The following is a 13,988-nucleotide window of genomic DNA, read 5'->3' on the forward strand; positions in this document are numbered from 1 at the left end:
GAGTTTAGGGATAAGCTTTATTTAATGCAATACCGTCGTTTGCAGTATTGGATTTCTTGGCAAGCTAGGAAGCACGGTATGGCGGTTGAGTTTGTTAATCCTAGATATTCTTCTGTTTCATGCCCTAGGTGTGGGCGGAGGATGATGGAGGTCGGTTATAGGTACCTTCGTTGCCCTTCATGCGGTTATGAGAATGATCGTGATGTTATCGCGATTATGAATTTAAATGGGAGGGGTTCTCTGAGCCTCTCGACTGCCCCTCAGATGAGAGATGTAAGAGCGAATCGATGGGGGGAGCCCTCGCCCTTCAGGGCGGGGGGAAGTCAGTTTAAGGCGTTCCAAGGGGGTAAACGCACTTAACCCCACCAAGCACAAGGTCTATCGGAGCCGGGGTGGCCGAGCGGTCCAAGGCGGCGGGCTGCAGTGGCTGCAGAGACCCGTTAACTCCCGGGTTCGAATCCCGGCCCCGGCTCCACCTAGATGCTAAAGGTCCACTACCGCCAGGCCTTCGCGTCTTATGCATATCTTGGTTTCCCCAAGCTTAACATGGTTTCCAGCAATCCCCATTACTCTGATGTTGCCCACCCTGGCCACGGCCCTGCGGACGCCGTCAAGCCCAACATAAAGCTGCTCAACAGTGCCATCTAATGGGATGCCGTCGCACTCGGTATCCCCAATAAGCACAAAGTTATACCTGGCCGCCAGCGCCTTGCCGTTATCGCACGGCTGTGGGTCAATGGCATCACACGGTATTATGTTATCATAGCCCAGGTAAACTGCCGCCTCTGCCTTAACTGGGCTCCTCACCGCGGTCTCCACGTCACCTAGGTCGACAAGCCTCCCGCCGCTCATGAAGAGAAGCCTTGACGCTACCCTAAGGAGCCTGCTTATGGAGTGGCTTACAATAATGGTTGTTATTCCAAATTCCTTCGTCACATAACGTATGGTATCTATTAACTCCTCAACTGACGTCGGGTCCAGGTTGGAGGCGGGCTCGTCAAGGAGCAGGAGCGCTGGCCTGGCTATAACGGCCCTCGCTATGGCGACCCTCTGCATCTGCCCTCCCGAGAGCTCGGTGACCCTCCTGTCAAGGAGATCGCTTATGCGGAGCCTCTCGGCCATCTCCTTGACCAGCCTCTCCCTCTCGCTTTTTGGCACCCCCCTCGCCTTGAGGCCGAACTCAACGTTGTCCCTGACGCTCATGTTATCAAACAGGGCGAGGCTCTGAGGCACGTAGCCTATGTTTCTCCTGTTTATGGGCACGTAAGTGGAGTCGATGCCGTTTATTACAACTTTACCCTTGACAGGCCTGTAGAAGCCAAGAATGGTCTTCAACAGCGTCGTCTTGCCGGCGCCGTTGGGGCCGAAGATTAGGGCGACCTCGCCCCTTCCAAGCTCTAAGTTAATGGGGCCAAGCGTGAAGTTGCCCACCTTAGCTACTAGGTCCTCAAGCCTGAGCGCCGAGGCCAGCCCTGGACCCCCTCCTCGCCTCAAGGAGTATCCTTGCGAGCACAAATATGCCCAAAACCACTACCAGCATGGCTGCGGAGAACTTGGCAGCCTCTATTATTCCAATGCCTACGTAGGCCTCGTAGATGGCCACAGGGGCCGGGTAGACGAGGGACTTACCAAGGCAAACCTCATATGCTACTATGAAAAGCGCGCCCGCCTCGGAGGCGGCCCTAGCCCATGACGTTAGGGCCCCTCCGGCTATGGACCTCCTGATCTTGGGCAGCACTACGCTGACGAAAGTCCTCGCCCTGGAGGCCCCTAGGCTCATCGCGGTGAGCTCAAGCTCCGGGTCAAGCATGTTTATGGCGGACTCCACCACCCGCACAGAGTACGTTGCCGAGACGTATGTAACTGCCATGGCCGCGCCCAGTATTGTGTCGACGACGTTAATGTGAAGCCTGTGAAATATGGGGCCAAGACCCACGTACCAGGAGAACGCAAGGACTATCATGACGCCAACTATTATGTGGGGTATTGCTATGGGTAAGTCTATGAGCGACTCGACAAGGCTCTTTCCCCTGAAGTTGTAGCGGCTCATGAGGTACGCCAGGGGAACTCCAAAGATAACGGAGGCCACGGCGGCTATGGTAGATGTTATTATGGTGACCAGCAGGGCGAGCTCGAAGCTCCTCACCCTAAGCGCTTCCTCAAGCCCAGAGCTGCCAACTAACAGCAGCACGGCTATCGGATACGAGAAGAAGAGCAGGAGGAGGCCTCCTACAATAACAAAGAGCACTATAAAGAGGCTCAGCCTGGGCCTGGCCAAGGCCCCTCACGATGAGCCGGAGGATGGGAATATGCCGCTAAGGTATGACACGTTGGACAGAGGCACTGTGAACGGCTTCAGCGGCGCGGGCACGGCCGAGTAGTTGCCGTAGACCACGCCGGGCACTATTGGGTTGATGCCGTAGCTCTCGAGCACCTTCTGGCCGGCTGGGCTGAATACTAGCAGCAGGAAGTCAACGGCGGCCTGCGGGTTCGGGGCCGAGTACGGTATAGTGGCTGTGTAGACAACAGGGTTGCAGGCGAAGGTCTTAGTCACGCCGAGCTCTGTCCAGGTTACGTTCACCTGGTGATAGAAGTTAACGTAGCTCAGGTTGCCGAGGTTTATGAAGGGCGGGAGGGTTATGTACGTCATGTTGAAGCCCTTCTGCTGGTACGCCTCAGTCTGCGGTATGGCGTTTGATGTGTAAGCTGACAGCACGAACTGGACTGAGTTGTTAGCGTACATCAGGGTGAGGAGGTCTATCTCCGTGTTCCTCATCTGGTACTTAGATGGGTTGTTATAGACTGCGCTCCAGTAGTAGGAGGCGTTGTGCATGAACGCGAGGCCTGCCAGCTTGAGCACACACTGGGCCTGGTAGCCGCTTGGGTCAGTGAACGGGTTCGAGACGCCAACCACGGTGCTCGAGTTTACCGCTATTATGTCAAATATCTTCTCCCAGGTCTGGTTCCACTGCGCGCTGAAGGGCTGCTCCGTCTGAGCCTGCTTCCAGAGGGCGTAGACCTCCCTGCCTGCTGGCGTCTCCAGGTCAACAATTATTACCATCTGTGTCACGCCAAAGGCTATCTCATAGTTGGCGTACTTGGGGAAGAGCACGCTTGGTATAGTGGTGGTGTCGGCGCTGGCCACTAAGCTGAAGACTTGGGTTGTGGCCTCCTTCTGTGCAACCTCGCCGCTCCCTGCAAAGAGTGGCTGGCCTTCCGTTATTGACGGGTTGTACTGCTTCAGCATCGATAGGAGCTGGCCAAAGCTAAACTTCAGGGTGCCTGCTGCGCCGACAGTGAAGGGAGAGGTGGAGACGGGGGCTGTGGTTGTATAGGTTGTTGTAGTAGTTGTAGTATATGTAGAAGTTGTCGCAGGCGCTGTAACCGTCACCGTCCTGTGGGGCGCGGCCACGTACCCGACCCCAGCGCCAACGACAAGCCCTATTACGAGGCCAACAACGAGGTAGATCCATAACGATGCTCCTCTAGAGCTCACAGCGCTACACCAAAGAGGTAAAGGAGAAATAGGCGATATAAAACTCTTCTTAGCTAATATAGCTGTATTAATATACTGATGGCTTGTCTGCAACCTTTGAGGACAGGTAGGCCTCTATGGCCTCCCTAATTATCTCGCTTCTGTACCTCCTTTCGGCCACCGCCAGCTTGTCAAGCTTCATGAGCGTGTCAACGTCAAGCTTAAATGTTATTATTCTTAGAGACCTGACCGCAGGCATTTAAGGCCCCTGAAGCCTGATCTGCGATCTTCCATTAAAAGCCAGCAGCTAAGCTTACTATTCACGCCCTGCGGCGGAAATGTATGTCTTTTTACGAAACTGCCCGGGTACTAAGCTTTAAAAAGAGTCTTATCAAATAACGATACAGGTGCCGCCGTAGCTCAGCAGGTTGGAGCGCCGGACTCATACGGCCCTCGCGCCGAGGTCGGGGCTGGGGAAATCCGGAGGTCCCGGGTTCAAACCCCGGCGGCGGCACCATCTTCTTGAAAAATAGGAGGACAAAGTCCTGAGAGTTGCTAAAGCTTAGGTTAAAACAAAGCGCCTTCAAATGTATATCGAAATTATACCCCTGAAGGTCAGCGGGGCCACGAGGCCAAGCAGCACTACCAGCAGGGAGGCTATCAGCAGTGCAATAGCGTACCTAGCCCTTGGCTTTGGCGTAGCCTCATAGTCCTTGCGGAGCATCTCCCTCGAGGCTATTATATAGTAGACGGAGCTCACGCCACTGTTTATCAGCGCCGCCAGGGCCAGCCAGACGCTGAACCCCACGGCTGCAAGGAACATGTAGAGCTTGCCCCAGAAGCCCAGCAGCGGCGGAACCCCGAGAAGGCTGTAGAGCAGCACAGAGGCCGTGACCGCGCTCAGCGGGCTTGACTTCATGAGGCCTCTCAGGGAGTCAAGGCTTCCTCCCACCTCGCCGGTGAAGGCGAACAGCGGAGCCTTGGCCAGGGCATAAGCTATTGACTGGAGGGCTACAGCGAACAGGGAGAGCCGCAGCATGTACTCATTGCCTACGCCAGCAAAGTAGGAGGCGGCCGCTATTGCGGCGAATATGTAGCCTACCTGCGCCATAGAGCTGTATGCTAGTATCACCTGTAGGTCCCTGGTGGTTAGGGCGGCGAAGTTACCGTACGTCATGGTTGCGACGGCCAGCGCGGCAAGGGTTATTGCGATGATAGTGTGCAGCTGCCCGCCCGAAGCTATTATAACCAGGATCCTGGTCAGGATTGCGAGGAAGCTCAGCTTCACAACAGCAGCCACGAACGAGACGGTCCTTCCGTCGCCCCTGCCGTAGACGCTCGGCAGCCACCAGTGGAATGGGAAGAGGCCAACTTTGAATCCGAGGGCTGCCAGGAGCAGAAGCACCGCGAGGGCCATAAGCCCCCTGGCGTCCGTGGAGAGGCCGCTGGCAGGAGTTATCGAGAACGTGTAAGCGCTGCTCGACACAGATATGAATGCCAGGGAGCCGACTAAGGCAAGGGTTGCTACCATGCCCACGAAGATGTACCTTACGCCAGCCGCCTTGGCGTTCTTAGAGTCCGGAGCGGCTATTATTATGTAGCTGATCACTGAGACCAACAGCCATGATGCTAGTATTACTAGGGCGTTAGTCGCCCCGGCCAGGAAGAATGCGCCGAAGAGGGTCATGGGCACTAGGCTGTATAACGAGGGGCTGCTGCTCCACCCTAGCCCATCTGTGCCCACGGCCAGCAGGAATATCGCTGAGGCCAGCGAGGCGCCTAGAAGCATCAGGGACGTGAAGGAGTCCTGCACGACCAGTCCATGATAGAAGCTAAGCGGCCTGCCCAGAGAGGCCGTGTAGAACGATATCCCCATGGCCACCGCAAACGAGCCCACGCCTACGGCTGCCATCACCAGCGGGGCAACGTTGTCCCTGCGGCCCGACGGCGACGTTAAGGGGGCCAGCAGGGAGGCTGCCAGGGTGACGTAGAGCAGGAATTTAATCGCGCCTATCTCCCACATACCTTCTCACCTCCACGCCATGAACATCAGTATGCCTATAATCACCATCATGAAGAGGTAAAGCGTCAATATGTAGTCAGTTCTGCCCCTCAGGAGGCCCCTGAGACCCCTTGAGGCCAGCTCGCCGGCCTTAGGGAGAACATAATGGTAGAAGAGGTCTATGCCCCTGTTGACTACGTTGAGCAGCCACGAGAGGCCCGCGAAGGAGTCAAGGAACAGGTAGTATATAGCCGAGTTCACGTACCACCTGTTGAAGAGGAACGAGTGTATAGCCTTGAGCGCGTCGCTCTTCTGCAACAGGTATACCAGGCTGTGACGCCTCATGTAGAGCAGCGCGACGCCCAAGATGTCTATTATCACCACGGCGGTTATGACTATTGTCGTAAGGTCTATGGACGGCATGAACGGCGGGGTCACCCTTATGTCGAGGGTCTCACCGACGCCGCTGGCGACCCAGTAACCCACGTAGAACCACGCGGCGCCCAGTACTATTGAGGCAAGGCCCAGTATTGCGTAGGGTATCAGCATTAGTACAGGTGCCTCGTGGTAGTGCTTGCCTTCAGCCTCCTTATTAAGTGGCGGTAGATGGAACGCCCTGACTATAAGCCTTGTTATGTAGGCCGCCGTGAAGACAACCGCTATTACAGCTAGGGCATAGAGGGAGTAGACAGCGGTCCTCTCAACGGCGCCTAGGACAAGTTCCTTTGCGAAGAAGCCCAGGAACGGAGGCACTGCGGCCAGGCTGAGCCCTGCAAGCCACGTCGAGATGCCTGTCGCCTTCATGTACTTCCAGAAGTTGCCCATATCATCTATGAACCTGCTCTCCGAGGCATGGAGCGCGTAGCCGGCCACCAGGAAGAGCGCGGCCTTAAACACTGCGTGCGCTATCAGCATCGCAAGCCCTGCCATCTCGGCGTAGGCCATGGCCGTATAGTTGCCTGTCACCACTGCGAGGCCGCCCGCGGCCACCGCAAGTATCATGTAACCCAGGTACTCCGCGGTTGAGAAGGCCAGTATGAGCTTAAACTCGTGGTTAACTATGGCCATAGTAGCCATCATGAACAGCGTCACCGCCGCCAAGGATGCTACAAGCAGGAAGTACTCATGTACTTGGGCAACGGCGGCGGGGGCTCCAAGGGACGCCGCTACCAGGGCCCCAACGAAGAATATGGGAGCGAACCTGAGCATGTAGTAAACTCCGACCTTAACCATGGTGGCTGCGTGTATCAGCGCTGAAACGGGGGTTGGGCCGGTCATAGCAGTCACGAGCCACTCGAAGAAGGGGAACTGGGCGCTCTTAGAGAGGGCGCCGAGCGTGAACACGAAGAGGAACGTGGCCAGGAGCCCCCTTGACGCTAGGAACGCCATCCAGCTGCCGGCGGAGCTGGCAATAGCCGGTATGCTCATTGACCCCACCAGCGCGAAGAGGCCAGTCATACCTATGATGAAGCCTACGTCGCCTACCCTGGTGAACAGTATTGCCCTAACGCCACTTGTGCTTGGCTCAAAGTACATGGGCTTTCCTAGGGCGGTGCTCCTGGGGACTCCCACCCAGTACTCTTCCTCATCTGTGTACCAGTGGCCTATGAGCGCGTAGCTCGCAAGGCCAGTGCCCTCCCACCCAACGAACATGAGTATCAGGTTGCTCGCGGTTACCGCAAGCATCATGCTGCCCACGAAGAATGATATGAAGAAGAAGTAGCGCTGAACTCCCCAGTCGCCCTTCATGTACTCGACGCTGTAGAGGTCTATTAGGAAGCTGAGCCACGAAACTACGGTGGCCATTATCGCGCTGAGCCCGTCTAGGTAAACGCCAACGTGGACTTTCAGTAAGGAATCCCAGTACCAGGTGCTAGTGGCGTATATGACCTCATGGTCCGCTAGCACGTAGTAGAGCGCAGCTGTTGAAACCAAGGCGCTGGCAAGCACGCTGAGCACGCTTATGACGCTGTAGACCTGCTCCCTCCTCACCCCTGCTAGCCAGAGCAGGGCGAGCAGGCCGGCCCCGGTGAACGGGGCAAGCCAGGTCCATGACCAGGTTAGCCAGTACGCGTGAACCACCGTCATTACTGACCACCTCCAAATCCCGAGAGGAGAACCACATGAGATATTGCGGCGCTAAGGCCTGTCGTGAGCGGGTTTATAGCTAGGAAGAAAACAACTCCAAATACGGCCACGGCCAGCATGGCTAGCTTGAAGCCGTCGACGCGCTCCCTGGCTTCAATCTTCGACCTGGGCTGGCCATAGAACACTCTCCTCATGGTTATAAAGGAGTACGCGGCCGTTATTGTAAGCGCAACTATGAGTAAAAGGCTCAGCCCGAACATTGTGACCAGGTTTATGAACAGCAATGACTTGACAATCCCAAGAACTACGTATATCTCGCTCCACATGCCAATGCTGGGCGGCAGCCCAACTAGGTTCATGAAGCCAAAGAGGGCCAGGGCTGCCACCAGTGGGTACCTCCTCGCGAGGCCGCCCATTTTAGTTATGTCCCTGAGTCCGTGGGCCTCGGTTATGAAGACTCCAGCTGACATGAAGAGCAGGGCCTTACCTATGGCGTGCGATAGGTAGATCAACATGGCGCCCATGATGCCATACTCGTTAAGGGTTGCAAGCCCCAGGAGCATGTAGCCCATCTGGCTTATGCTTGAATATGCGAGGAACCTCTTGAAGTCAGTCTGTCTGAGCGCCACGAGACCCGCGTAGATTATTGTTGTGAACGCAAGGCCCAGCAGGAAGTCACGCCAGCTCTCCATCTGGGTCGGGAAGAGGGGTATGACAAACCTTGCTATAGCGTAGCCCGCAAGGCCTATGAGGTTAGGCGACAGGAGAGCGGAGATGGGCGTTGGGGCCTCCGCGTGCGCGTAGGGGAGCCACATGTGGACCCCAAAGACGGCCATCTTAACGAAGAGGCCGAAGAGCAGCAGCGCGGCTATCAGCGTCGCTGCCGAGCCTATGTACTCAACAGAGCCCACGGAAACAAGCTGTCCGTTCAATAGGGTCAAGTAGTCGAAGCTGTGGGTGAGGTAACCTAGGTAGAGGGCTCCAGTTAGGAAGACCACAGCACCTATGTGGGTCCAGACGAAGTATAGCAGCGAGATCCTCCTCCTGTCACCGTAGCCATAGAAGGCTATGAGCAGGAACGATGATATCAGGCTGCCCTCAAGGAACACGTAGAACTCTACCAGGTTGGTTGAGTATGCAAGGCCCAGCATAGTGGCCGCGAAGATGTTGTAGAGCAGCAGGTAAGTGCCAAGGCCCGGAGGCCTCTCGCCGGACTCCTCCATTTCGCTTATCCTAGTCTCCATGTACTTTATGCTGTAGATCACCACGAAGGAGGTCACTATGGAGAGCCCTATGATCACGGGCGCTGATAACCCGTCTATACCAAGGGCTATAGTGCCTACTGAGTACCTAGTTAAGTTGAAGTAAAGCGGGTCCACCAGGCTCCCCGCCTCCAGAGTCCCTGAGGCGTAGCCATAGATGACAATGATGAGGGGAATGATGAGGGAGGCGGCCGACAGGTAAAACATCGCGTGAAGCCCAGGCCTGCTCCTGAGAGGCCAGGCTATGATGCCAAGCAACATGGGCAGGATAACTGTTATCCAGAGCAGCGGGTACGGAAGTATCATATGGCACTCACACCTCCGACTCCTCTAAGTCGCTGGATGAAAGCGACCTATACTGTCTAAGAAAAGCTATGAGTATGGAGACCACTACCACCACCTCCACTGAGACCACAGAGATAACTATTATGCCAAAGTAAGCTGCAAGGGTCGCGAAGCCCGAGAGCAAGGGTATGACGAGGAGCAGCAGCCCATTGAATATGACCTCGACTGACAGCAGCTGCCTAAGCAGATTATTTGACGCGGTCAGGCCGTAGGCTCCAATCGCCATTATAATGGCTGAGGTCACGAAGAGCGTGGCTCCTACAAACGAGTCCACTAGGATCACTTCCTACCACCTCTCCTGGCTATAGAAATAGCCTCAACAACCGTGGCCGCCTGCCCTATGAATATGAGGGCCAAGACCGGCAGGTACTCCTTAAGGGCTCCAGCGGCCGCCGCTGATGCCGACAGTGAGGGGGGAACCGTAAACAGCCTGTAAAGCTCTGATATAATGACCACTATTATTATAAATGTTGCCAGCGCGGCGGCCACCGTAAGCCCCCTGAAGGAGTCGAAGGACTCCTGCCCCTGGGGCCCTATCATGCTTATCGATATTACTATAAACATGACTGCTGCCCCAACATAAACAAGGACCAGGTAAGCGCTGACCAGGCCAAACCCAGCAACTGCGAGCAGGGCGGCTGTAAAGGAGCCCAGTATGGCAAGCGTTATGCTGGCGTAGACCAGGCCCTTAAGCCTTACCACGAGTATGGCAGACGCTATGGCCATTATAGAGAGCACTATTGTGTATAGCGGCAGGTCTATGGACTCTCCGCTCACGAGTTCCCACCTCCCCCCGCTAGTTGGCTTGAACTTCCCTGATTTGAGCTTTCTTCAACGCTTACTTTGACGAGCCCTCTCTTCTCGTCAAACACGTAAGTGACGGGAACTCCCTCCTTAGCTGTTATGAATTCCGGCTCCTTCTGGAACTCCTCCACGTTGAGTATCATGTCCTGCATGTTAAGGTAGACAAGGTCATGGTATGGTACGTGGTACAGGGCCTCAGCCGGGCATACGTCAACGCAGTAGCCGCAGAATATGCAGCGGTTGTAGTTAATTACAGGATACTTCTTCTTCATTACCCTGTTCAGCTTTTTGTCCTTGACATCCATGGTCACCATTTTTATGGCCCTTGCTGGGCATATCCTGGCGCAGGAGGCGCAGCTTATGCACTTGTCAACTATAAGGACTATGTAGCCCCTGTAGCCTTGTCTTAGCTTAATGTACTCGTGGGGGTAGAGCAAAGTTATCCTGTTGGGGTCTATGAAGTACTTAACTCCCACTATCAGCGCTCCCAGGTTTCCAGCTATGGCTCTGCCCAGGAACGTGGCCCTTGGAACCCTCTTAAGTGACGGTCTTGCAGGCATAACTTATCACCTCATGGGTGCACCCCAATAAACGCCTCAAACACGCTCAGGCCAAAAGCTGCTATTGCCATGGGTATGAGCACCTCCCAGGCCAGGCTCAGCGCCTGGTCAAGCCTGTACCTTCCGTAGACCGCGCGCAGGAAGCTCATTATGGCCATAATTATAACGGCCTTAACAACCACTATGAGGCTTGGCACAAGGTAGCCAAGTACTATGCCTGGTCCTGGCCTGTAAGGCGCCCAGCCGCCCAGGAACACCAGGGCTATCAGGACTGAGAAGGCCCAGCGCCTTATGTAGGCCCCTCCCATGTTAAGGCCGTAGAGGAGGCCTGAGTACTCCGTGTACGGCCCAGCGACGAGTTCGCTCTCGGAGTCAGGTATCTCGAAGGGGAAACCGCTGGTGGACATGAGAATAGCTATGAAGGCGTCAAGCAGGGCTAAGGGGTTCAGAAGCCCGAGCCAGCGTCCGTTGAACTGATAGTTAACAATGGTCACTAAGTCAAAGGTGTGGAGCAGGGGTACTACTGAAAGAAGTGATATAACAGCTATGAGTTCATAAGCTACTACAATGAACGACTCCCTCAGGCCGCCCAGCACGGAGAACTTGCTGTTGCTGGCCCATGACATCATGACCACGAAGATAGGGGATAAGGTGGACAGGGCGACAGCTATAAGTAGGCTGTAGCTCATTGGAATGGGCCAGTAGCTGGGTATCGAGGTCATGGGCACTGCCACCATGGGCAGAAGCGAAAGTATCATGGACATGTTAGGCGCCAGTATGTATGACATGAAGTCAACGGCATTTGGCACTATGATCTCCTGCATCATGTACCTTACTAGGTCAGCTATCAGCTGCGGGGCCCCTCCAGTCCTTGGGCTTATCTCCAGTGGGCCGTACCTCATCTGAACCCTGGCTGCGGCCTTACGCTCAAACCATATGATGAATATAACCACCACAAGCGCTACCACAAGCCCAGGTACTATGACAAACTGATAGACGGGGGGATAGAAGATTATGTAGTGCAGGATCCCCCACCCTATATCATAGAGCACCCTAGCGGCCGTTATCATACTCCATCACCTGTCCCATTCAGGTGGGAAGTAATCAAAACTACCGTATATTGTAGGCAAGTCCATGAACCTGTGCCCAGGCATAACGTACTTGAACGCTATCACGTTTCTGAACGAAGGCGACACTACTCTTACTCTGTACGGGACGTCCTTCCCATCACTCTCGACATAGTAGAACATCTCGCCCCTTCCGGCCTCAACCCTGGCTGCGGCCTTACCGGCAGGGACCTTGAGCGTCGCGAACAGGGGCATCAACTTGACCCTGTACTTGCCAGCGTACGGTATGTTACCCTCGTATACGTCCTTATAGAGCTTAGGCGCCGCCTTCCAGAACTTGTCATGCATGAAGCCCTCCCTCGGGTGCTTCTCCAGCCAGTCCACGGTCTGCTCTATTATGTTGAGGCTCTGCCTTATTTCCTCGACTCTCACCCAGGCCCTGGCGAGCGAGTCCCCCTCCTCAAACACGGGTATCTCAAAGTCAAGCTCTGGGTAGGCCTCGTAGGGCTCGATAAGCCTCACGTCATACCTGATGCCGCTGGCCCTCGCGTTGGGCCCTACTATGCCAAGCTCCGCCGCCCTGGCCTTGGAGATCACCCCAACGCCTTCGAGCCTCTTCCTTATGTTTGGGTTGTTCAGGAATATCTTGGCGTACTCGTTTAGCCTGTTCCTCATATACCTGACGGCTTTCCTTGCGTTATCAGGGAAGTCGTCTGGCATGTCCCTTCTTACCCCGCCGAAGACTGGGTAACTGTGGGTTAGCCTTGCGCCTGTGAGGTCCTCGGCGAGCTGTACAAAGACCTCCCTGTCGCCGAAGGCCCACATGTAGAGCGTCGAGTGACCAAGGAAGACGCCAAAGATCCCCATGCCGTAGAGGTGGCTTGCTATCCTGTTTATCTCGCAGAGGAGAGTCCTGAGGTACTTAGCCCTCTCGGGCGGCTCTATGTCAAGGAGTTTCTCGACGGCCTCAACGTAGGGCAGGGTTATGTTGCATGCGTCCAGTATTGCCATCCTCTCGAAGAGCGGTATGTTCTTTATCCAGTCCCTGCCCTCGGCCAGCTTCTCCATGGTTCTGTGAACGAAGCCTATGTCTGGGTCAACCCTTACCATCACGTCACCGTCGAGCTCCACTATTATCCTCATGTGGCCTGAGCCTGGGTGGGCCGGTCCTATCTGGACCTCGTAAACGTTCCTCTCGACCGGCCTTACCTCCATGCCAGGCAGGTGCGGTACGCCGCTGCTTGACTCCTGCGCGGACATGGCTTACCACCACTTAGTTGCCTTAAAGCCCTCATAGTCGGCTTCTATGTTGTCGCTTTCCTCCTTTACTATGAAGTCCTTGCGCAATGGCTTAAGCGCAGCCACCACGGGCGTCAGGAGAAGTAACCTAAGATCTGGGTGGCCGTCAAAGGTTATCCCAAACATCTCATACTCCTCCCTCTCATGGAATTCAGCGCTTAGCCACACTGGCGTGAGGCTTGGGCAGTGAGGGTTATCCCTGCTCACGTAGGTTGACAGAGACACCATGAACCTGGAGAGGTCCTCGTTAAGGTAGCTGGTCAGGTGGTACATGATCTTAAACTGCTTCTTGGCCGGGTAGTCCACAGCCCCAACAGATATCACGTGGTCAAAACCCATGTCCTTCAGCTTCTTGGCTGCGTCGACCAAATGCTCGACTGGAACAACTATATCAATGTAGCCCTTGGACGGCTCGACCTGCGGCTTATAGTCCTTCAGCGCCTCAAGGATATTCTTTTGAAGCTCCTCAGCTGTAACCACCGCCCTCACCCCTCCATCCACAGAGGTCCTCCTTAGGCAGGATGTACTTCAGGTCCTTCCTAACCCCCTCAACGACCCACTTTGAGGCAACGCCGCGGCTTCTTATGATCTTCTGAAGTTCTATTATGGATCTGGCCACGGCCTCGGGCCTTGGCGGGCACCCTGGTATGTAGATGTCCACAGGGACTACCTGCCATGGCCTAACTATGTTATAGCTGTTGTAGAAGATGCCGCCGTCAAGTGAGCAGGCGCCCATGGCTATGACAAACTTGGGGAAAGGCATCTGTTCCCACGTTATCCTTACAGTGCATGCCATCTTCTTTGTTACGGTGCCCTCGAGTATTATCAGGTTGGTCTGCCTTGGGCTAACCCATGGAAGCGAGCCGTACCTCTCGTTGTCAAACCTGGGGCCCCAGGCGGCTCCTATTTCACAGCCGCAGCAGCTGGTCATCAGGTGAACGGGCCACAGGCTGAAAGCCGTGGCCCAGTCAACGACCTTAGCTATGGTCCCCTTAATAAGGCTCTCCTTGGCCAGCTGGGCCGCTACCTCAAGGTTACCTACATAAGCCTTGCCCTCCTTTGCTCTCTCCTGCACCTGAGCCATCT

The 13,988-nt window shown here is 55.4% G+C and carries 14 protein-coding genes, 2 tRNA genes and 1 pseudogene; 3 read left to right on the top strand and 14 right to left on the bottom strand.

Translation table 11 applies throughout. The annotated features are described in order from the left end of the window. Both ACP5H1_RS01010 and ACP5H1_RS01015 read left to right on the top strand, forming a co-directional pair. A pseudogene (locus tag ACP5H1_RS01010) lies at window positions 1-288 on the top strand (zinc ribbon domain-containing protein); the annotation flags it as partial. Between the two features lie 98 nt (window positions 289-386). Then, a tRNA-Cys gene (locus ACP5H1_RS01015) sits at window positions 387-475 on the top strand. Window positions 476-483: 8 nt separating this feature from the next. On the opposite strand, the gene ACP5H1_RS01020 is transcribed toward ACP5H1_RS01015, so the two are convergent. The 4 genes from ACP5H1_RS01020 to ACP5H1_RS01035 form a co-directional block, all read right to left on the bottom strand. Then, entirely contained in the window at window positions 484-1,494 is a 1,011-nt protein-coding gene (locus tag ACP5H1_RS01020) for an ABC transporter ATP-binding protein (RefSeq protein WP_427970764.1), read from the bottom strand. Continuing rightward, window positions 1,448-2,278, bottom strand: a complete 831-nt coding sequence (locus ACP5H1_RS01025; protein WP_427970766.1) for an ABC transporter permease — start codon at window positions 2,276-2,278, stop codon at window positions 1,448-1,450. Before ACP5H1_RS01025 ends, ACP5H1_RS01020 begins: the two co-directional genes overlap by 47 nt. Window positions 2,279-2,284: 6 nt before the next feature. Next, entirely contained in the window at window positions 2,285-3,496 is a 1,212-nt protein-coding gene (locus tag ACP5H1_RS01030) for a substrate-binding domain-containing protein (protein ID WP_427970768.1), read from the bottom strand. Window positions 3,497-3,563: 67 nt separating this feature from the next. Further along, window positions 3,564-3,734, bottom strand: coding sequence for a CopG family ribbon-helix-helix protein (locus ACP5H1_RS01035; RefSeq protein WP_427970770.1), 171 nt, complete (start codon window positions 3,732-3,734; stop codon window positions 3,564-3,566). A 150-nt stretch (window positions 3,735-3,884) separates the two neighbouring features. Here ACP5H1_RS01035 and ACP5H1_RS01040 point away from each other — a divergent pair. Continuing rightward, window positions 3,885-3,992, top strand: a tRNA-Met gene (locus ACP5H1_RS01040). A gap of 66 nt (window positions 3,993-4,058) precedes the next feature. On the opposite strand, the gene nuoN is transcribed toward ACP5H1_RS01040, so the two are convergent. The 10 genes from nuoN to ACP5H1_RS01090 are packed head-to-tail and all read right to left on the bottom strand — an operon-like array spanning window position 4,059 to window position 13,986. After that, entirely contained in the window at window positions 4,059-5,498 is a 1,440-nt protein-coding gene (nuoN, locus tag ACP5H1_RS01045) for an NADH-quinone oxidoreductase subunit NuoN (RefSeq protein ID WP_427970772.1), read from the bottom strand. A 6-nt stretch (window positions 5,499-5,504) separates the two neighbouring features. Beyond that, complete coding sequence (locus tag ACP5H1_RS01050; protein WP_427970774.1) at window positions 5,505-7,565, bottom strand: NADH-quinone oxidoreductase subunit L; 2,061 nt, start codon at window positions 7,563-7,565, stop codon at window positions 5,505-5,507. Next, the gene (locus ACP5H1_RS01055; RefSeq protein WP_427970776.1) at window positions 7,565-9,133 is read right to left on the bottom strand and encodes a complex I subunit 4 family protein; all 1,569 of its coding nucleotides are present in this window, start codon (window positions 9,131-9,133) and stop codon (window positions 7,565-7,567) included. Before ACP5H1_RS01055 ends, ACP5H1_RS01050 begins: the two co-directional genes overlap by 1 nt. 7 nt (window positions 9,134-9,140) lie before the next feature. After that, complete coding sequence (locus ACP5H1_RS01060; protein ID WP_427970778.1) at window positions 9,141-9,455, bottom strand: NADH-quinone oxidoreductase subunit K; 315 nt, start codon at window positions 9,453-9,455, stop codon at window positions 9,141-9,143. Beyond that, window positions 9,452-9,949, bottom strand: coding sequence for an NADH-quinone oxidoreductase subunit J family protein (locus ACP5H1_RS01065; protein WP_427970780.1), 498 nt, complete (start codon window positions 9,947-9,949; stop codon window positions 9,452-9,454). Before ACP5H1_RS01065 ends, ACP5H1_RS01060 begins: the two co-directional genes overlap by 4 nt. After that, complete coding sequence (gene nuoI / locus ACP5H1_RS01070) at window positions 9,946-10,536, bottom strand: NADH-quinone oxidoreductase subunit NuoI (RefSeq protein ID WP_427970781.1); 591 nt, start codon at window positions 10,534-10,536, stop codon at window positions 9,946-9,948. Before nuoI ends, ACP5H1_RS01065 begins: the two co-directional genes overlap by 4 nt. Window positions 10,537-10,547: 11 nt before the next feature. After that, the gene (nuoH, locus tag ACP5H1_RS01075; RefSeq protein WP_427970783.1) at window positions 10,548-11,606 is read right to left on the bottom strand and encodes an NADH-quinone oxidoreductase subunit NuoH; all 1,059 of its coding nucleotides are present in this window, start codon (window positions 11,604-11,606) and stop codon (window positions 10,548-10,550) included. A 6-nt stretch (window positions 11,607-11,612) separates the two neighbouring features. After that, on the bottom strand, window positions 11,613-12,863 hold the full coding sequence (locus ACP5H1_RS01080) for an NADH-quinone oxidoreductase subunit D (RefSeq protein ID WP_427970785.1): 1,251 nt from the start codon (window positions 12,861-12,863) through the stop codon (window positions 11,613-11,615). Between the two features lie 3 nt (window positions 12,864-12,866). Further along, window positions 12,867-13,382 (bottom strand): NADH-quinone oxidoreductase subunit C, encoded by a 516-nt coding sequence (locus tag ACP5H1_RS01085; protein ID WP_427970787.1) that lies wholly within the window; start codon window positions 13,380-13,382, stop codon window positions 12,867-12,869. Further along, complete coding sequence (locus ACP5H1_RS01090; protein WP_427970789.1) at window positions 13,369-13,986, bottom strand: NADH-quinone oxidoreductase subunit B; 618 nt, start codon at window positions 13,984-13,986, stop codon at window positions 13,369-13,371. The genes ACP5H1_RS01085 and ACP5H1_RS01090 overlap by 14 nt, the downstream gene beginning before the upstream one ends. Window positions 13,987-13,988: the final 2 nt, after the last annotated feature.

Origin of the sequence: Acidilobus sp., from assembly GCF_049973875.1 — an archaeon.
Lineage (GTDB): Archaea > Thermoproteota > Thermoprotei_A > Sulfolobales > Acidilobaceae > Acidilobus.